The sequence below is a fragment of the Aminobacterium sp. UBA4834 genome, assembly GCF_002400205.1.
Classification (GTDB): domain Bacteria; phylum Synergistota; class Synergistia; order Synergistales; family Aminobacteriaceae; genus Aminobacterium; species Aminobacterium mobile.
This window is the reverse complement of the sequence record NZ_DHFC01000018.1, coordinates 319,771-338,973: the sequence shown is the minus strand read 5'-3', so window position 1 is coordinate 338,973 and position 19,203 is coordinate 319,771. Positions and strand designations below refer to the sequence as shown.

Genomic DNA, 19,203 nt, shown 5'->3' with positions numbered 1-19,203 from the left:
TCCCTTGACTATCATTTTATATAGTGTAAAATCGTAACGGATTACCGGATGAAAGCTACAAGAGAGACCTTTTTACTCTAGAGGTAGAGGGGCGCCGAAGGGGCAATGTTTTTGGGCTTGGTCGCTCAGAGACGGAAACTCTCAGGCTCAAGGATTGTGGCTGGACGGGGCTCTGGAATGATTAGCCGCCCTTACTTTTCGATAGATTTGGGGCTATGCGACAGAGAATTTCCCACCTATATTTATATAGGAGGCACGAAGTATATGAGTCGCAAGCTCCTCGTTTCCAATAATGCAGGTTTTAAGAAGAACGTTCCTGATCTTGAGTTTGTGAAAGGTTCTTCATTTGATGTTCTGGTTCGTGTTCGAGATTACGTTCATCAAGGATGGGCTCTGTTGACTCATCCCTTATATGGTAATCTGCGTCCTTATCAGCACCCTTTCCGTTCTATAGTTATACAATCGCCCGTGAAAGAAATGGAAAAGTTTCCTATTGATGCATATTCTTTGAATTTGATTGAGAATGCTCTTTCAGTTTATCGATCTTGTTTAGACAGGCTTATGCTCGTTTCTTCTTTGTCCGATGAAATGCTCGAAGATTATTCTTGCATAGACCGGGAACTTTTAAAAGAAAGTCTTGAAAAGTACTCAATGATTATCTCTGTTGGGGAATAAACAGGGATAAATGGGGTTTGTGTTGTCGTGGTAGGGGCTCTATGCCTACGTTTTTTTGAAGGGAGGTGAAGTTTATGGCAATGGTTGAGCTAACCAAAGAAAACTTTGATGCAGAAGTGAAGGAGAGCAGCCTTCCGGTGCTGGTCGACTTCTGGGGACCCAAGTGTGGCCCCTGTATGGCCCTTCTTCCTAACGTGCATAAGATGGCGGAGGAGTACGAAGGAAAAGTAAAATTCTGTTCCGTCGACGTTTCTCAGAATCGTCGCGTAGCCATCAATAATAGAGTGATGGGGTTGCCTACGTTTCTCTTCTGGAAAGAAGGGAAGGAAGTGGCGCGGATTAGCGGTGCCGATGTAACTCTTGAGGCAATCAAAGAGAATGTAGAAAAATTGTTGTAGGAGAATCCGTGAAAAGGGGGGGGAGTCTTTTGAAGTTAGAACTCCATAACGTCAAGGTTAATAAAGTCGCTTGGGGCGATAAGACGACAGTAAAAGACGGCGTTCTCTATGTTAATAAGGAAGAGCTTATAGCTAAGCTTTCTGATGATGAACGTCTTGTCAAAATTGATGTCGATCTTGCTATGCCCGGCGAAAGCGTTCGCATTCTTCCAGTGAAGGATGTAGTTCAGCCCAGATGCAAACTTGAGGGCAAAAATGAAGTGTTTCCCGGATTTATCGGTGACGTGGACACAGTAGGAGAGGGAAAAACCCTTGTCCTGAACGGTGCAGCTGTCGTCACCACAGGGAAAATTGTTCGCTTCCAGGAAGGTATCATCGATATGATGGGTCCTGGAGCAGACTATACTCCATATTCGAAAACAAATAACGTAGTTCTTGTTCTTGACCCTGTTGAAGGGCTTGAGAAACACGATCACGAGGCTGCTTGCCGTTTGGCTGGCCTTAAGGCCGCTGCCTATTTGGCTCAGTCCTGCAAAGATGTGAAGGCCGATGAAGTAGAAGCCTTTGAACTTCCTTCTTTCAATGAAGCTATGAAGGCCTACCCCGAGCTGCCCAAAGTTGCGTACCTCTATATGCTTCAGTCTCAGGGACTTCTGCACGATACCTATGTGTACGGTGTTGATGCTAAAAAAATCCTGCCGACGTTCATTAACCCTACTGAAGTTTTTGATGGTGCTATTATTTCAGGAAACTGTGTTTCTGCCTGTGATAAGAACAATACTTACGCCCATCTGAATAACCCTGTGATCAAGGCTATGTTTGATCGTCATGGTAAGGACTTCAACTTTATCGGTTGCATCATTACCAACGAAAACGTAACCCTTGGAGATAAGAAACGTAGCTCTTCCTATGCAATTAATCTTGCCAAGACTCTTGGCGTAGACGGCATTCTTATTTCCGAAGAAGGGTTCGGTAACCCCGACGCTGACCTTATCATGAACTGCTGGAAGGCTGAGCAATCTGGCATTAAAACAACTCTTCTTACCGACGAGTATGCGGGCCAGGATGGCGCAAGCCAGTCTCTTGCCGACTCCTGCAAAGAGGCAGATGCCTGTGTTACCGCAGGAAATGCCAATGAAGTCATTGTGCTGCCCCCAATGAAAAAGGTTATCGGCCATCCCGAAGAAGCCAATATCATTGCTGGCGGTTGGCAGGGTTCTCTCGCTGAAGATGGCACTATCACCGTCGAACTTCAGGCGATTTTGGGTGCTACAAGCGAGCTTGGTTACACTAAACTTGGCGCTTATACCATCTAGTTCGTGTAGGAAATCTATTCTTATTTGAATAATTAAAAAAAGAAATATAAGAAGGAGGTGCGAAGCATGGGTAAGTTGGCTGGTAAGAAAGTTCTTTTCCTCGGCGAGCGCGATGGCGTTCCCGGACCTGCCATGGAGGCATGCTTCAAAGATAGCGGCGCTGAGGTCGTATTCTCAGTGACCGAGTGTTTCGTCTGAACGGCTGCAGGTGCCATGGACTTGCAGAATCAGCAGCGCATTAAAGATGCTGCTGAGAAGTTCGGTGCCGAAAACGTTGTGGTCATTCTTGGTTCTTCCGATGCGGAAGGTGCCGAGATTTACGCAGAGACCGTAACGAACGGAGATCCGACGTATGCAGGTCCTTTGGCTGGAGTTCCGTTGGGACTCGCAGTATATCATGTATTCGAGCCAGAAATTCGTGAGGAAGCCGATCAGGCTGCCTGGGAAGAGCAGATTAGCATGATGGAAATGGTTCTTGATCCTGAGGCCCTTTCCGCTGCTGTGAAATCTATGCGAGAAGAGTACAGCAAATATACGCTGTAATCCTTAAAAGAAAGGAGGGGGACATATGACTTACCGTGTCGTTCATTATATAAACCAGTTCTTCGCTGGTATTGGCGGTGAGGACAAGGCTGATTACAAACCCGAACTTCGTGAAGAAGTAGTTGGTCCTGGTATGGCCCTGAAGGCTGCTTTCAAAGGAGAAGCCGAGATTGTAGCCACCGTTATCTGCGGAGATACATATTTTGCTTCCAATATGGAAGAAGCAACAAAAACGATCCTTGATATGGTGAAAAAATGCAAGGCTGATGCATTTGTAGCTGGTCCTGCATTTAATGCTGGTCGTTATGGTACAGCATGTGGCGCCATTTGCTCCGCCGTATCGAAGGAGCTTGGTATTCCTGTAGTTTCTGCTATGTACCCAGAGAACCCGGGTGTAGAGATGTACAGAAAGAACCTCTTCATTGTTGAAGCAGCTGATAGTGCCAGAGGTATGGGTAAAGCTGTTCCGGCAATGGCTGCTCTTATCCTTAAGCAGCTTAAGGGTGAGAAGATTGGTTTGCCTTCCGAGGAAGGGTACATTGAGCGCGGAGTTCGTGTAAACAAGTTTTACGATAAATTGGCAGCTGAGAGAGCTGTGGATATGTTTGTGTCAAAGCTTCATGGGAAACCTTTTACCACTGAGTATCCTATGCCTGTCTTTGACCGCGTTCCACCCCATGCAGCTGTTAAAGATCTTAAAAATGCAACAATAGCCGTTGTCACATCCGGCGGTATTTGCCCCAAAGGGAACCCCGATCACATCGAGGCTTCCAGTGCAAGCAAGTACGGCGAATATGACATCACCGGCGTAAATGATCTGACTGCCGACAGCTATTGCACAGCTCACGGCGGATATGATGCAACCTATGCCGATGCAGACGCTGACCGTGTTCTTCCGGTTGACGTTTTGAGAGAGATGGAAAAAGAAGGAGTCTTTAAAAAACTCCACAATAAGTTTTACACCACCGTTGGTAACGGAACTGCTGTTGCCAGCGCCAAGCGTTTCGGTGCCGAGATTGCCCAGAAACTTAAAAAAGACGGCGTCGATGCGGTGATCCTCACATCTACCTGAGGAACCTGTACTCGTTGCGGTGCAACGATGGTAAAAGAAATAGAAAGAGCAGGTTTCCCGGTAGTTCATATCTGCACAATTGTTCCTATTTCCCTTACAGTAGGTGCTAACAGAATCGTTCCAGCCATCGCTATTCCTCACCCACTTGGTGATCCCACCAAGCCGTTTGCGGAAGAGAAGGCTCTTCGCCGGCGTTTGGTAGAGAAGGCTCTGAAGGCTCTTCAGACAGAAATCGAGGATCAGACGGTCTTTACAGACTAGTTGCTTCGAAGAGAGGGCCCAGGGAAGTTCCTGGGCCCCCTCTTCTACTTTTATTTGACTGAAAGCAGATTGTATAGAGCAAGAAATAACGAAAAACAAAGACAGAGAGAATGTTAATGAGGAGGTTTTTGCAGCCATGTCCAATGTTGGTATTAAGGGTTACGCTTACTGCCTGAACCATGTCCCCGAGCTAGGTTTGCACTATGGGAATACCCCTTATGTAGAAAGGCATCATCATAAAGGAGAGAGTGAGTACCTGAAAGGACTGCCGAAGCATATGCAGTCTTATGAGGAAGCTAGAGATTACGCTCCTAACCAGGCGTATATTGGCGGCATTTCCCTTGAAGAATATGAAACGAAAGCTCAGCCATGGTATGAAAACCGTTTGGAAGGCTCAAGCCGCTATGGAAAATACGGAGAAATTATGCCCGAAGATGAATTCCTTGGGCTCATCGATATATGTGATGTTTTTGATATTGTTTGGCTTGAAAAAGGGTTTGCTTCTTCTGTAAAGGAAAAGCTGGCTCAGGATCCTGTAATCAACGATCATGTGTTGGCCAGACTTGAAGCAGGCCATGATAAAGAAGAAATTGAAAAGGAAGTTGCAGAACATAAGGCTTTGCCCCTTTACTTCAACAACGAAGTAGTGGGATGTGCTCGCAGTGGCCATGAAGTAGACGAGTGCCTCTTCCCCTACGTTTTGCTTGAGAATATTGCCTGTAAAGCAGGCGGCGTTCTTGCCCTTCTTCATATGTTGAAGAATGCCGACGTAGCTCCTGAAGAGATTGATTTTGTAATCGAGTGCTCAGAAGAAGCTGCTGGCGATATGAACCAGCGTGGTGGCGGTAACTTTGCTAAAGCTGTTGCTGAAATTGCTGGCTGTGTCAATGCGAGTGGCTGTGACGTTCGAGGATTCTGTGCTGGTCCCGTGAATGCCATGCTTGCGGCAGCATCTCAGGTTGCTTCCGGTCTGCGGAAAAACTGTGTTGTTTTGGCCGGTGGAGCTATTCCGAAACTCTATATGAATAGCCGTGACCACGTTAAGAAGGAAATGCCTGCGTTGGAGGATTGCCTTGGAAACCTTGCTGTTATGCTTGTTCCCGATGATGGCACTCTCCCCGTAATGCGTCTTGACGCAGTGGGTAAGCACTCTGTTGGTTCTGGTGCTTCTCCCCAGGCTGTAACGTCAGCTCTTGTCTATGAACCCCTTCAGAAAGTGGGACTTTCTTTCAGCGATGTAGACAAATATGCAGCTGAACTTCATATTCCTGAAATTACGTTGCCTGCTGGTGCTGGAGATGTGCCATTGGCCAGTACGAAGATGATTGCAGCACTGGGAGTCATGAAGAAGTCTGTAGAAAAAGCGAAAATGATGGATTTTGTTAAGGAGAGAGGCCTTATAGGATATGCCCATACTCAGGGACATATTCCTTCAGGTGTTCCTTTCGTAGGCCCTGCTTGTGAGGCTATTAAGGCTGGAACTATGAAGCGAGCTATGATCATCGGCAAGGGAAGCCTATTTTTGGCCCGTCTCACCAACTTGTCTGATGGAGCTTCTTTCTTAATAGAGCCGAGCAGCGGTGGACCCGGAGCTGCCGTGAGCAAGGAAGATGTAAAAGAGTTGATTCTCGAGGTTCTGTCCGAGATCACGGAAAAGCTCCAGTAGTAGGAGCGAGGTGACCGGAATGAGTGAAATTAGGCATCTAGTTGGAGAAGCCCTCTCCGAGATTATAGAAACAGCAAGAAGCGGAGGGCCTTGTATTCCTGTCGGTCTTATGGCTATGGGCAGTGAGCATGGTTCAGAAGAGCTGGCATGTGCCGGCCTTCTGGCTCAGAACCAATACCCTGGCGTAAAAGTAGTAATGATAGGCCCTAAAGTCGAGGGGTACGAAACTCTAGATTGGATTGAGACCGAAGCATGTGAGGCCGATGTATCTGAAGCCATGGAAAAAGCTCTGAAAGAGGGAACGATTCAGGGAGCTGTTGCCATGCATTATCCTTTCCCCATGGGAGTTACAACTATCGGTCGTGTAGTAACGCCTGCGAAAGGAAAAGACATGATCATTGCCTCTTCAACAGGAACTTCGGCCATTCATCGTGTGGAAGCAATGGTTAGAAACGCCATCTATGGTATTGCTGTGGCTAAATCTATAGGGAAGAAAAATCCCACTGTGGGTATTCTGAACGTAGAGGGAGCTCAGCTTGTTTTCAGAGCGTTAAGCCAGCTCAAGGAAAAGGGATATGATATTACCTTTGGTACGAGTATCCGTAAAGATGGCGGTTCTGTCCTTCGAGGAAACGATATTTTAGCGGGAGCTGTAGATGTATGTGTTACAGATACATTGACGGGTAATGTATTGATGAAGGTCTTCTCTTCTTTCAATACTGGCGGTTCCTATGAGGCGCTTGGTTGGGGATATGGTCCTTCCGCCGGGGAAGGCTGGCCCCACGTGATCTCCATTATCTCCAGGGCTTCTGGTGCTCCTGTAATTGCCAACGCCTTGGCTTTCAATGCAGCAGCTGTTCGAGGGAAACTTCCTGCCCTTGTTGCAGATGAAATGGCACGGGCCAAACAGGCTGGGCTTGGCGATATAATTGCAGCTCTTCAACCTAAACCAGCCGCAGCAGAAGAGACAGTGACCCCTCCCCCAGCAGAGCCTACTGATGATGAGATTCATGGAATAGATGTCCTTTCCATAGAAGATGCGGTACGGGCTCTTTGGAAAGAGAAAATATATGCTGAATCTGCCATGGGATGCACAGGGCCAGTGGTGAAGCTTCCAGCAAAATATACTGAGAAAGCGAAGGAAATATTGAAAGCTAACGGATATCTCTAAAAAACGATAAAATTTAGAAATTAGCTATCAATAACGAATAAACGCTGAGCGGGAAACATTTTAATGTTTTCCCGCTTTTTTTGTTTGTCAAAAGTGATATAATTTTTACAGTTTTTAGATTGTTTTAAATCTAACAACAAGTAGGAGGTGATAGAAGCTTCAGAATAAACTGGATTCCCGCTCTTTGTTTGTTGCACTAAACGGCGTGTACTGAGGGAATTGGACATGAGGGGACTGAGCGCAGGAGCGCAGGAGTACATATGTTCCAATTCTCATAACGAAAGGGGGAATTGCATCAATGGAAGCTGTAATGAAGTTAAATGGGGTATTGAATGGAATAGTATGGGGACCGTGGATGTTGGCTCTGTTGGTAGGCACGGGTATATATTTAACTCTTATTCTTGGCTTTCCTCAAGTTCGGTATTTTGTTCTCATGTTTCGTGAGGTTTTTGGCAATTTAGGGAAGAAAAAAGAAGGGGAAGGGGCTATTTCTTCCTTTGCGGCTCTTTCTACAGCTTTGGCTGCTACAGTAGGAACTGGAAATATTGCTGGAGTAGCTACGGCTCTTCACCTTGGTGGTCCTGGAGCTCTCTTCTGGATGCTTATCTCGGCTGTTTTTGGAATGACCACTAAAATGTGTGAAGTTACCCTGGCGGTTCGGTTCAGAGAAAAAGATTCTATTGGCAACTGGCGCGGTGGCACCATGTACATTTTGGATAAAGGTGCCGGCCAGAAGTGGTTAGCATGGCTCTTTGCTCTTTTTGCTTTCCTTGCCTCTTTTGGTATTGGTTGTGCAGTTCAGGCGAACTCTACGGCAGAAGGATTCTATCTTGGTTTTGGTATTCCTCACTTTTGGACTGGAATTATTGTAGCTATTCTTACCGCCCTCGTTATTGTAGGTGGACTCAAACGAATTTCTGACGTAACCACATATCTCGTTCCTTTTATGGCGATTTTCTATATCATAGGCGGTGTAATTGTTATTTCAGTTAACATGGCCGGTGTACCTGCCGCGATAAACAACGCAGTCAAATACGCATTTAGCGATCCAATGGCTATGCCTGGTGCTGTAGCAGGATGGACGGTTAAACTAGCGCTCACAAAAGGTATTGCTCGTGGTGTCTTCTCCAATGAAGCTGGTTTGGGATCTGCTCCCATGGTTCACGCCACAGCCATTGTGGACCATCCTGTACGTCAGGGTATGTATGGTCTCTTCGAAGTTTTTACCGATACTATCGTTATTTGCTCTCTTACAGCTCTCTCCATTTTAACCAGCGGTGTTCTTACAGGGCAGCCAGAATTGTCTGGTGCCCAGTTGACTCTTTCAGCCTTTCAGTCGGTTCTTGGCGGTACAGGAACTGTAATTCTTTCTATCGGCTTAGCTCTTTTTGCCTTTTCAACGATCTTGGGATGGTACTGGTATGGCGAAACAGCAGCTGAATACATTTTTGGACCTAAAATTATTCCCGTAATGAAGGGACTCTGGATCATTTTTATAATTCTCGGCGCTTCTGGTGGAACCCTCCTTGGTGATGCCTCATCCTTCCTTACGAACCTTTGGGACCTCTCCGATACTCTCAATGGCCTTATGGCTGCTCCTAACCTTATTGCATTGCTGTTGCTTTCCAATGAACTTCGTCGACTTGTTAAAGATTTTGATGCAAAGAGAGAATCTGGGGAATTACAATAATTTTTATTTGTATTTCTCTAAAATCGTGATAAATAAAAGAGAGCAGGAGCGAAGTATGGTTCCTGCTCTCTTTTCAAGAAGGAAAGGTTCTTTTAAAAATGGGGGTAATGGCGATGTCTCTTCGTTTAACATGTATGGAGGTTAATCTCGCCAATATTCAGGCCAACTTTAAAGCCATTCGAAAACACATAGGGACGAGACCTCAGATTTTTGCAGTTGTAAAAGCTGATGCGTATGGACATGGTGCTATAAAAGTCTCAAAGGCACTTATAGAAGCTGGATGTCAACGATTTGCTGTAGCTACTCCCGACGAGGCTATAGAACTTCGAGAAGCAGGGATTAACGATCCTGTGCTTGTTTTAGGCCCTTCTCCTTATTATGCAGCTAAAGAATATGTGCATTACGATATAGCAGCAGCCTGTACCGACATGAATTTTGCTAAAGCTATGAGTCAGGAAGCTGTGAATCAGGGGAAAACGGCATTGCTTCATTTAAAAATTGATACAGGGATGGGGCGGATTGGTTTTTTCCCAGAAGAAATGCAAGAAGTAATTGATGAAATTATTAGACTGCCTGGCATTAAAATAGAAGGGCTTTTTACCCACTTTGCTACAGCAGATGAAAAAAGGTTGGATTTCACAGAGTTTCAATTCTCTCAATATATGAAAGTCTACCATTTATTTGAAAATAGAGGAGTTAGAATACCCCTTCGCCATGTTTGCAATAGTGCGGGCATCCTTCATTCTCCTGAGAAATATTTGGATGCTGTGAGGCCGGGAGTCATTCTTTATGGAATGTGGCCTTCAGAGGAGTGCGTTCGCCCTATTGATCTCAAGCCGACTTTTGAGGTCAAGACATCAGTTGCCTTAGTTCGAGAGGTTCCTTCGCATAGTGGAATTGGGTACGGGCTTCGCTATATGACTCGCGGAAGAGAAAAAATAGCCGTATTGCCAATAGGGTACGCTGATGGCTACTCAAGGGCTTTGTCCATGAAAGTACCTGCTCTTATACATGCTAAAAAGGTGCCTATTGTAGGAAATATCTGTATGGACCAGATGATGATTGATGTTACAGGTATAGACGATGTAAAAGTGGGAGACGAAGTAGTGCTTATCGGACGTCAAGGAAACGAGGTCATTACGCCAGAGGAGATAGCTTGCGCGCGAAATACTATTAACTACGAAGTTCCAATTATGTTCCTTAAACGAGTTCCTCGGGTATATAATGCCTGATCTTGAAAGTGTAAAAATAGAAGAAATCTCAGTGGAAAGGTGAAGCAACTTTTCTTTAGAAGATTTGTTTTAAAAAAGAGATTTATTGAGAAGGCTGGATGTCAATGAAGTGCACCTCCAAATGCTGGATTTTCTGTCCTGCTTTTGGGGTGCATTTTATAAATTCCAGCCTTTTTTGTATTGCTGGTACCATTGATGTAAAAAAATAGTTATAATCAAACGAAGTTATATTTATGAAGGAGGCTTCTTTATCTATGATAAATTACCAACCCTCCCTGCGCGGGTTTTCTGTAGAAACTCTATCTTGCAAGGATATTACATCTCTTGAAGAGATGGCTCGACAAGCGAGAATCAACGTTTTAACTATGGTTGCTTTGGCAGGAAGTGGCCATCCGGCAGGGTCCCTTTCCAGTATGGATATGTATCTCATGACGTATGGTGTTGCAAATCTTACCCCCGAAAATTGTAACAACGTAGATCGCGATTATGTTGTAGTAAGCCATGGACATACATCGCCTGGAGCATATTCTGCTTTGGCGGCTTGGGGTTTTTTCGATCCCCTGGACGCTGCGGCTAATTTCCGTCTTTGTGCCAGCCCTTTCCAGGGCCATGTAGAGCGTGAAGTACCAGGCATTGATTGGGGAAGTGGCAACCTCGGGCAGGGATTAGCTGCTGGCGTGGGCTTTGCTTTAGCTCAAAAAGCACGCCAGCATAACGGTCGAGTCTTTGTCCTTCTTGGCGATGGAGAACAGACGAAGGGACAGATCGCAGAGGCAAGGCGTGTAGCGGTAAAGGAGGGGCTCTCCAATATCACAGCCCTGATAGATTACAACCATATTCAGATATCGGGACGTACAGAAAATGTTATGCCGGCTGATGTTCGGGCTCTTTGGGAGGCCGATGGCTGGGGGGTTCTCGAGTGTGATGGACATTCCTTTACAGAGCTTTACACAGCTCTTCGAGATGGAGCCTCTGACGGGGTTCCTACAGTCATCATATGTCATACGCTTATGGGGAAGGGCGTTTCTTTTATGGAGGGCATACCAGATTATCATGGAAAAGCTCCAAATCTGGAACAGTACCGTCAGGCGGTTGCAGAGCTCGGAGGGGATCCTCATTTTATTGAAGAAGTCCGCCCCCGACGCGGAAACCCTCTCCCTCTCGGGCGAGAGGTACCGCCAGCCCAGTCAACTCTATGTGTAGGTGAGCCTCGAACCTATCCCTCCACAGAAAAGACAGATAACCGGTCAGCTTTTGGACATGCCCTCGCTGATATCGGAGCTAGAAACTATGAGAAGAAGGAAGGAACACCTCTTCTTGTCTTCGATTGTGACCTTGCGGGATCGGTGAAAACTGATGGATTTGCTAAGGCATGCCCTCATTGGTTTATACAGGCTGGCATTCAGGAACATGGTACAGCTACTATGGCAGGGGCAGCCTCTGTAGCGGGGGTTTCGAGCCTTTGGGCGGATTTTGGAGTTTTCGGACTCAGCGAAGTTTACAATCAGCAGCGTCTCAACGATATTAATAAGACTGGGTTGAAGTTGGCCCTCACTCATGTAGGTCTTGATGTGGGAGAAGATGGAATGACCCATCAGGCTATTGATTATATTGGACTGTTGCGCAACATGTTCGGTTGGAAACTTGTAGTACCAGCTGATCCCAACCAAACAGACCGTGCTACTCGCTGGGCCTTTACAGAGCCTGGTAACGTGTGTCTTGCCATGGGGCGGAGCAAGCTCCCCACTCTTGTTGATGAGGAAGGACTTCCAATTTTTGCGGGAAATTATTCTTTTGAATATGGGAAGGCTGTAAAAATAAGAGATGGGAAAGATGGGGCTATCTTTGCTTTAGGGGCAATGACATGGCGAGCTCTGGAAGCGTGGAACATTTTAAGGGAAAAGGGCATTACGGTAAAGATTTTCTCAGTGTCCTGCCCTCTTCATATAGATACGGAAGCTCTTAAAGAGGCATGTTCTACAGGTGCTGTGATAACGGCAGAGGACCATCACTATCAAAGTGGTCTCGGAGCTGCTACCGCTTTCGCCATGGCTCAGGAGCATCTCTTCGCTTCTTTCCTGCCTCTTGGAGTTTGGCGATACGGAGATTCAGGGAAGTCTGACGACGTATTCAACCATATGGGTTTAAACAGCACATCCATTGCGAGTAGAGTTGAAGAGGTTCTTTCTAAAAAATAATGAATCTGGAAAAAAAGAAGGTATTGCTTCATATTTGTTGTGCTCCTGATGCGACCATCCCCTGGCCTGCGTTGGCAGAAGAAGGGTATGATGTTACAGGATACTTTTATGGCCATAATATCCATCCTGTAGAGGAATATATCCAGCGCAGAGTGGCTGTGGAACGCCTTGCCTCTCTGCTTTTTTGCCCTGTAGTTATAGAGGAATACAATCCGGAAGAATGGTTTCGTAAAGGAGCTTTATTAGCTCATGAGCCAGAGGGAGGGTATCGTTGTGCTCTCTGTTTTACCCTTCAGCTTCTGGGCGCGGCTCAGGCTGCTTTGCAGAATAAGTGTTCTTTTCTCTGTACCACCTTGACCATCAGTCCTCATAAAGATCCAATACGAATTAATAACATTGGTGAAGGTGTGGCCAGACGTTACGGTTTAACTTGGCTTCATCGCGTGTGGAGAAAAAATAACGGCTTTGTTCGGTCAGTTCAAGCAAGTCGAGCCATGAGGCTTTATAGGCAATCCTATTGTGGGTGTCTCTATAGCTTGCGAAAGGAAGGGAGATGACCTCCATGGAGAGTGAAGGCAAGCCATTATCAGTGGGCAAGCTTCCTCCAGATATTCTCGAACGCCACATATTGCAATACTCCGGAGCCTTTCGCCCCGACGTTCTCGTGGGTCCTGGCATAGGAGAAGATGCCTCCCTCATCCGTTTCCCGGAAGGGAAATTACTGGCAGTGGCGTCTGATCCTATAGTGGGAGCTACGACAGGGGCCGGGACGTTCCTGGTTCATATCAATGCTAATGATATAGCATGTAAGGGAGGGGATCCGGCCTATTTTATTGTTACTCTCATTATACCGGTAGAGATGGGACTCCCTTTTGCGACGTCGGTAATGGAAGAAATAGATACGGCATGTAAGGAGTTGGGGATTGCGGTTATAGGCGGACATACGGAGTTTACCGACCGCTATAAAAAACCTGTAATAGTAGGAACAATGCTAGGTCCAACCTCATATCTTTACCGTGCTACAGATATTCGTCCTGGAGATGGGGTTATTATGACGAAACATGCGGGCCTTGAAGGCATGTCTATTCTTGCCCATGACAGACCAGATCTGTTACAGAGAGTGCTTTCAACTTCAGAGATAGAGACAGTAGCTTCATGGCTCTCATCTGTTTCTATTCTTGAGGATGCACAGACAGTCCGTGATTTGGCCCGCTTTATGCACGACCCTACAGAAGGAGGTCTTTTCGGAGGGCTTGCAGAAATTTGCCGTTTAAGTGGTCTGGGGCTGGAACTTCAGGCAGAGGCGATACTGGTGCACCCTCTTACCCGAAAAGTACACAAAACTCTTCAGTTCGATATTTTTCATCTCATATCTTCTGGTGTTCTTGTAGTGGTTGTTCCAGAAGAGCATATATCTACGGCTTTGAAGCGATTTGAAAAACGGAATATTCCATCAGCCTTTATAGGCACCGTAGTAGAAGGGCCTGGAAATTGTCGTTTCGACACCACAGAGGAACTTTGGCGGCTGCTGGATTTATAAATAGGAGGGATTTCGTGATAACGGACAATGTTCTCAATAGGACAGAGCGTTTACGACAACAGATGAACTCTATGGGGCTTGATGCCGTTGTTTTGATGGTTTCTGAAGGAGCCAACTGGCAGAGTGTCTATTACATTTCTGGCTTCAGGGGAAGCAGTTCCGGGGTGGTGGTAACTGAAAAGGACGCATTCCTCATTACTGACGGGCGCTATCTTTCTCAGGCTTCGGAACAGTCACCCTATACTTTAGTGACGCAGGGATCTCGCACGATGCTTGAAGCTGTATGTGAGCTTTTAAAGGATCAAAAATGTCATCGAATCGGTGTGGAAAAAGATATAGTCTCCATTAGAAATTTTGAGAAAATGAGCGCTATTATGTCTCTTGTAGAGTGGTATGATACCTCCTCTATCCTGCCTCTTCTACGCAGAACAAAAGATTCCTCAGAGGTAGACTCTATTCGAAAGGCTGGACAGATTGCCAGCGATGCATATCGGGAGGTTTTGGGGCACGTGTCTTTGGGCATGACAGAAAAAGAGTTCGAGGCCCTTCTTGAATATACAGTTAAGAAACTTGGAGCAGAGGGCGGGTGGGGGAACCATAACTTTATAGTGGCTTCTGGCGCTCGTAGCGCATTGCCCCATGGAGCACCTACCGACAAGGCCTTTCAGAGCGGGGATTGGGTGACTGTAGATTTTGGAGCCATGGTGAACGGGTATCTTTCTGACATTACAAGGAACTTTTGTTTGGGAGCTCCCAATGAGAAGGCCAGAGAAATCGAGAGCCTATTGCTTCGAGCTCACAGAGAAGCTGCACTGGCCTTGAAACCTGGCGTGAGTGGACGAGATATTGATGCTATCGCACGTCGAATTATTGTCGAAGAGGGGTATGGGGAGCAATTCTCTCATGGCCTCGGCCATGCTCTTGGCCTTGAAATTCATGAAAATCCAAGGCTATCTCCTCTCTCTCATGATATTCTTCAGGTTGGCGATGTGGTAACAGTAGAGCCTGGCGTCTACTTCCCTGGCGTTGGCGGTATGCGTATTGAAGACGATTACCTTATTACAGAAACAGGAGCAGAGCGGATATCTGGCGATCTTCAGCAAGAATTAGCAGTTCTTTAGTTCGAAAAGAATGGAGTTTGGGGAGGGATGGACTTATTCCAAGTTGCTTTTTTAATAAGGCCATAGATATAATGAACGTGAATTCTGAAACTCCATTTTTAAGGAGGGGGACCATATGGAAAAATATGTCTGCACAGTATGTGGGTATGTGTATGACCCTGCAGAGGGAGACCCTGATGGCGGAATTGAACCGGGAACAGCTTTCGAAGATCTTCCTGAAGATTGGGTGTGTCCCGTTTGTGCTGTAGGGAAGGATATGTTCGAGCCAGAAGAATAGTTTTTCGGCTTGTTTAAAGAAAAGGGAAAAGAGAGGGATATGAAATACGCCCCCAACATTGTGTTGTGTGCCAACTTTTAGGGAGCTAAACATTTCCCCTCTCTTTTTTTCTTGACATCTTCCTCCATATCTTTATAATGATCCAGTAATGAACATTGGTTACTATTTTTTATTTCATGGAACTAGTGTTTAAAAGAGGAGGATCAATAATAATGAAAAAATGGTTTGTAATGTGTCTTTCGCTGCTGTTGCTTTTTGTGGGAACTTCAGGTGCTATGGCTGAGTCTGTATTGGATAAAGATGTAATAGTTGTGGGGACAGAGTCCACATTCCGGCCCTTCGAGTTCCGCAATGTTCAGAACGAGGTTGTTGGCTTTGATATTGATCTGATCAATATGATCGCAGAGAAATTGGGAAAAGAAGTAAAGATAGTTGACGCTTCTTTCGATTCTCTTATTCCCTCTCTTTTGACAAAGAAGATCGACATTATAGCTGCCGGGATGAGCGCTACGCCGGAGCGAGCTAAAAGAGTGGCTTTTTCCGATGTTTATTATATTACCCCTTCCGCTGTAACAGTGAAGACAGAAGTTGAAAACATCACTAAAGAAGAAGACCTTTTAGGGAAGATAGCTACGGTTCAGATGGGGACTATCCAGGATGAATACGTATCGAAGCTTGATTTGAAAGAAGTCAAGAGATTCTCTAAGACTGACGATGCTTTTCGTGAAGTTCTTCTTGGGCGGGCCGATTTCGCAGTTATAGACGGAACAGTGACGAAGGAAAATTTAAAAGAGAATAAAGATTTTATAGGGAAGCTTAAAGTTGTTATGCAGCTTCGAATCGATAAAGGTATGGCTCTTGCCATGCGGAAAGACGATCCGACGTTTGCAGAGGCTGTCAACAAGGTCCTCGCAGATCTCAAAGAGTCTGGTGCCCTTGATGAACTGGAGAAAAAGTGGGTAGAAGAGTAGTGGTAACGGAGTAGGCGCATAGAAGAGAGAATAAAGTTTTCTTTACACAAGCGTGCATTGAAAGACAAAGGTAAAGCCCCTGGCAGAAGCTGTCGGGGGCTTTTTCATGCAGAAAAAATCCACTGTTTTTGAATTGTGAACATGTATGGTGGCTTTATAAATCGTTCTCTATTTCTGAGATGATATGTTGAGCAATATCTAAAAGCTCCGCCTCTGTGAGATTTTTACTTTCAAGGTTCAATGTGGTTTGCTGAGGAAGCTGCACGGAAAGAGCGGGCCCTACATGTGGATAGACTTCAAGCAATGCCCTGTATTTCCCCACAGTGAGAGTGCGATATGTGGCGCCGAATCCAAGAGGGCGATCATCTTTTTCAACGTCTTTTTGCGGTATGTAAAGGTCTCCTGCGCCAGGGCCGGAGAGAAGATTTATTTCCAAACGTCTCCCGCCGGGAGCAAGGTATGTCCGCTGAAGCCATATGCCATGACTCTTAGAAGAATCTACTAGTTCTTTCGAAAAAAGAGAACCGCTTGTCCATCCATCCAAGTCTGGAAGGGCAGATGGCAGAGCCCATCCTTTTCCGACGAAAAGAAAAATGGAGAGAAAGAGTAGTAGTATCGTTTCCCACATCCTCCTGGCGGATGGAGCTATGAACAAAATTTTCATGGCGAACCCCTACTTTCTTATAGTTTCGCATATACTCAAATACATTGTACGGTAATTTAGGAAATGAAAAAAGGGGCCCGAAGGCCCCTCCGTGAATCACAAGTGCTCTACAGATATCTTGCTAGGCCAAGCTCTTTGACTTTCCCCTCTGTAGGGACCCCGTTTTCGTCCCAGCCTCTTGTTTCATAGTAGAGTGGGAGCATTTCATGAAGACGATTGACGCGCCCTTTCATGGGACCTTCAGGGATAGGATCATAGAGGAGCCGCGGTGGAAGAGTATCGTCTGTTTCGGAAAGGCCTGCCTTCAAATTGAAAATTCGCTCGAGGTTCCAGATCCTTTCGCCGGCTTTCATAAAGGTTTCTTCCGTGTAATCTACGCCAGTCACGGCGGCGAGTTGAGGGGCTATATCTCCGGCACCAAGGGCGAAGGTAGTAAAAAGGCACATGCCAGAAGAATCCAGAGCTGCTGTGAGATCTTGAAAAGCTTTCAACCATACGGGTTTGTTCTCTGTTTCTTCAGGGTCTATTTTTTCGGGAGCGCCGAGAATTTCCGGGGATGTCAGATAGCCTCGAACGTGACAGCCGCCTCGATTAGAAGTGGCGTACTCTAAGCCCATTCCTTGAAGAGCGCGGGGGTCGTATGCTGGCATCTCTTGCTTTTTTACAGTCATGGAAAGTTCTGGATGTCCATATTTTTCAGCAAGCCTCCATGACCCTTCTGCTATTTCGTCTCCAAACCCTCGCCGATATGCCGTATCCTCGGTAAGGCGAACCATGGCTTCCGCATTGCCGAAGCGAAGATCCCAGCCAGTCTGATCTCGTGAGAGGACTCCCATCTCGTAAAGTTCCATGGCACAAGCTATTGTTGATCCCAGAGTGATAGTGTCCATCCCCAGTTCATTGCAGATAAAATTAGCTTTTACTATGGCATCCAAATCGTCAATTCCACACGCTGGACCAAAAGACCATGTGCTTTCATATTCAGGACCTTCACCTTGGCCGATATAGGCGCCCCCGCTTTTGGCGACTCGCCCGCATCCAACAGCACATCCCATGCATCCTTTGTTGGTAATAAGATTTTCCTTATTGAAAGTTTCGGCACTTACGCGATCGGCCCCTTCAAAAACGGCCTCCTGAAAGTTTCGGGTAGGCAAGCCACCAGCAGAATTGATGATGCCTACGAGAACATTGGTGCCAAAAGTGGGCAAGCCTCCAGAAGTGACAGGGTGATCCTTAAGTTTTTTTCGAGCTGCCGCGACAGTTTCAAAGACTCTGTCTCTATGGGCAACCTGTACGCCTTTCGTTCCTCTCACGACAATAGCCTTCACCATTTTAGAACCCATAACCGCGCCAACTCCCGAGCGGCCTGCAGCCCTATCCTTTTCGTTCATAATGCAGGCGAACTTTACGAGATTTTCTCCGGCAGGGCCGATACAGGCTACTTTGGCTTCCGAGTCGGTCTCGTTGAGAAGATCGTCAGTAACTGTATGAACATCTTTCCCCCAATGTTTCGCTGCGTCTCGAATTTCTATGTTATCGTTATAAATATAGATGTAGACAGGAGCAGAAGCTCTCCCCTCCAGAATGATCATATCGAAACCTGCATATTTGAGCTCGGGACCCCAGAAACCGCCAGAATTAGAGGCGGCGATGGTTCCTGTGAGAGGACCCTTAGTCACCACATCATATCGGCCTGAGGACGTAGAGAGTGTGCCGGTAAGGGGGCCAGTTGCGAAAATCAATTTGTTCTCTGGGCTGAGAGGGTCTATTGAAGGGGGCACTTCATCTATGTAATATTTAGTTCCTAACCCCCTCGCTCCAATGTAGTTATGGGCGTCTTCTACCTGGAGAGGCTCGAAAGAATAGGTTCTGCGAGAGAGGTCAATGCGCAATACTTTCCCCATCCATCCGTACATTATTGTCTCACCTCTTCTTCTATCGCTGCAAATTTGGCAGCATAGGCCCGTTTCTTTTCCAGATTATCCTTTTCCGCTGGTACGTACTGAAGAGCTTCGGTGGGACAGAATCGTACGCACTGAGGATCGCCTTCACATTCCGTGCATTTAAAAGCACTTTTCCCTTCAGGACTATAGGAAATATTGCCGAAGGGACAGGCTATCACACACATACGACATCCAATACACCGTTCAGAGTGTACCTTGATGACCCCAGATTGAGGATCTTTTTCCAGAGCGCCTGTTCTGCAAACAGAAGCGCACGGAGCATCTTCGCATTGCAAACAGGTCAACGGGACATGTACTCCGAGGTCGAATCGAAAGACTTTGATTCGAGCCAAGACTGGACGACATTCCCCTTCTTGTGACAAGGAGCAGGCTACTTCACAACTGCCACATCCAATACAACGATCTGGCGAAATGAGCAGTACTTTCATCATTTTCTTTTCCCCC

The 19,203-nt window shown here is 46.2% G+C and carries 18 protein-coding genes and 1 riboswitch; of the genes, 15 read left to right on the top strand and 3 right to left on the bottom strand.

Annotated elements, in window-relative coordinates; all coding sequences use genetic code 11:
- Positions 1–48: 48 nt before the first annotated feature.
- Positions 49–167: riboswitch (glycine riboswitch) on the top strand.
- Between the two features lie 97 nt (positions 168–264).
- The 15 genes from B3L97_RS08155 to B3L97_RS08085 all read left to right on the top strand — a co-directional run bounded on the left by B3L97_RS08155 (position 265) and on the right by B3L97_RS08085 (position 16,131).
- Positions 265–675: a GrdX family protein gene (locus B3L97_RS08155; RefSeq protein ID WP_286847421.1), complete on the top strand. Its 411-nt coding sequence runs from the start codon at positions 265–267 to the stop codon at positions 673–675.
- 80 nt (positions 676–755) lie between these two features.
- The gene (locus tag B3L97_RS08150) at positions 756–1,073 is read left to right on the top strand and encodes a thioredoxin family protein (protein ID WP_024821865.1); all 318 of its coding nucleotides are present in this window, start codon (positions 756–758) and stop codon (positions 1,071–1,073) included.
- Positions 1,074–1,102: 29 nt separating this feature from the next.
- Positions 1,103–2,389, top strand: coding sequence for a glycine/sarcosine/betaine reductase component B subunit (locus tag B3L97_RS08145; RefSeq protein ID WP_286847424.1), 1,287 nt, complete (start codon positions 1,103–1,105; stop codon positions 2,387–2,389).
- A gap of 66 nt (positions 2,390–2,455) precedes the next feature.
- Positions 2,456–2,932 (top strand): glycine/sarcosine/betaine reductase complex selenoprotein A, encoded by a 477-nt coding sequence (gene grdA / locus B3L97_RS08140; RefSeq protein ID WP_084043865.1) that lies wholly within the window; start codon positions 2,456–2,458, stop codon positions 2,930–2,932.
- Between the two features lie 25 nt (positions 2,933–2,957).
- Positions 2,958–4,265, top strand: a complete 1,308-nt coding sequence (grdB, locus tag B3L97_RS08135) for a glycine reductase complex selenoprotein B (protein WP_286847430.1) — start codon at positions 2,958–2,960, stop codon at positions 4,263–4,265.
- 136 nt (positions 4,266–4,401) lie between these two features.
- Complete coding sequence (gene grdC, locus B3L97_RS08130) at positions 4,402–5,931, top strand: glycine/sarcosine/betaine reductase complex component C subunit beta (protein WP_024821871.1); 1,530 nt, start codon at positions 4,402–4,404, stop codon at positions 5,929–5,931.
- 19 nt (positions 5,932–5,950) lie between these two features.
- Positions 5,951–7,102 carry a glycine/sarcosine/betaine reductase complex component C subunit alpha gene (gene grdD / locus B3L97_RS08125; protein ID WP_286934795.1) on the top strand — a complete coding sequence of 384 codons (1,152 nt, stop codon included), beginning with the start codon at positions 5,951–5,953 and terminating at the stop codon, positions 7,100–7,102.
- A gap of 298 nt (positions 7,103–7,400) precedes the next feature.
- Positions 7,401–8,792 (top strand): alanine/glycine:cation symporter family protein, encoded by a 1,392-nt coding sequence (locus B3L97_RS08120; RefSeq protein WP_286934794.1) that lies wholly within the window; start codon positions 7,401–7,403, stop codon positions 8,790–8,792.
- Positions 8,793–8,905: 113 nt separating this feature from the next.
- Complete coding sequence (alr, locus tag B3L97_RS08115; protein ID WP_286934793.1) at positions 8,906–10,024, top strand: alanine racemase; 1,119 nt, start codon at positions 8,906–8,908, stop codon at positions 10,022–10,024.
- 254 nt (positions 10,025–10,278) lie between these two features.
- The gene (locus tag B3L97_RS08110; protein WP_286934791.1) at positions 10,279–12,222 is read left to right on the top strand and encodes a transketolase; all 1,944 of its coding nucleotides are present in this window, start codon (positions 10,279–10,281) and stop codon (positions 12,220–12,222) included.
- The gene (locus tag B3L97_RS08105; RefSeq protein WP_286934790.1) at positions 12,222–12,779 is read left to right on the top strand and encodes an epoxyqueuosine reductase QueH; all 558 of its coding nucleotides are present in this window, start codon (positions 12,222–12,224) and stop codon (positions 12,777–12,779) included. Before B3L97_RS08110 ends, B3L97_RS08105 begins: the two co-directional genes overlap by 1 nt.
- Before the next feature lie 5 nt (positions 12,780–12,784).
- Positions 12,785–13,762: an AIR synthase family protein gene (locus tag B3L97_RS08100; RefSeq protein WP_024821877.1), complete on the top strand. Its 978-nt coding sequence runs from the start codon at positions 12,785–12,787 to the stop codon at positions 13,760–13,762.
- A gap of 14 nt (positions 13,763–13,776) precedes the next feature.
- Positions 13,777–14,883 (top strand): M24 family metallopeptidase, encoded by a 1,107-nt coding sequence (locus B3L97_RS08095; RefSeq protein ID WP_024821878.1) that lies wholly within the window; start codon positions 13,777–13,779, stop codon positions 14,881–14,883.
- A 115-nt stretch (positions 14,884–14,998) separates the two neighbouring features.
- Positions 14,999–15,160: a rubredoxin gene (gene rd / locus B3L97_RS08090; protein ID WP_084043867.1), complete on the top strand. Its 162-nt coding sequence runs from the start codon at positions 14,999–15,001 to the stop codon at positions 15,158–15,160.
- A gap of 212 nt (positions 15,161–15,372) precedes the next feature.
- Positions 15,373–16,131 (top strand): transporter substrate-binding domain-containing protein, encoded by a 759-nt coding sequence (locus B3L97_RS08085; RefSeq protein WP_024821879.1) that lies wholly within the window; start codon positions 15,373–15,375, stop codon positions 16,129–16,131.
- Between the two features lie 154 nt (positions 16,132–16,285).
- Here the strand turns inward: B3L97_RS08085 and B3L97_RS08080 are convergent, their stop codons facing one another.
- The 3 genes from B3L97_RS08080 to B3L97_RS08070 form a co-directional block, all read right to left on the bottom strand.
- Positions 16,286–16,795, bottom strand: coding sequence for a hypothetical protein (locus B3L97_RS08080; protein WP_156923335.1), 510 nt, complete (start codon positions 16,793–16,795; stop codon positions 16,286–16,288).
- Positions 16,796–16,902: 107 nt separating this feature from the next.
- On the bottom strand, positions 16,903–18,711 hold the full coding sequence (locus tag B3L97_RS08075; protein ID WP_286934789.1) for an aldehyde ferredoxin oxidoreductase family protein: 1,809 nt from the start codon (positions 18,709–18,711) through the stop codon (positions 16,903–16,905).
- Complete coding sequence (locus tag B3L97_RS08070; protein WP_286934788.1) at positions 18,711–19,190, bottom strand: 4Fe-4S dicluster domain-containing protein; 480 nt, start codon at positions 19,188–19,190, stop codon at positions 18,711–18,713. Before B3L97_RS08070 ends, B3L97_RS08075 begins: the two co-directional genes overlap by 1 nt.
- Positions 19,191–19,203: the final 13 nt, after the last annotated feature.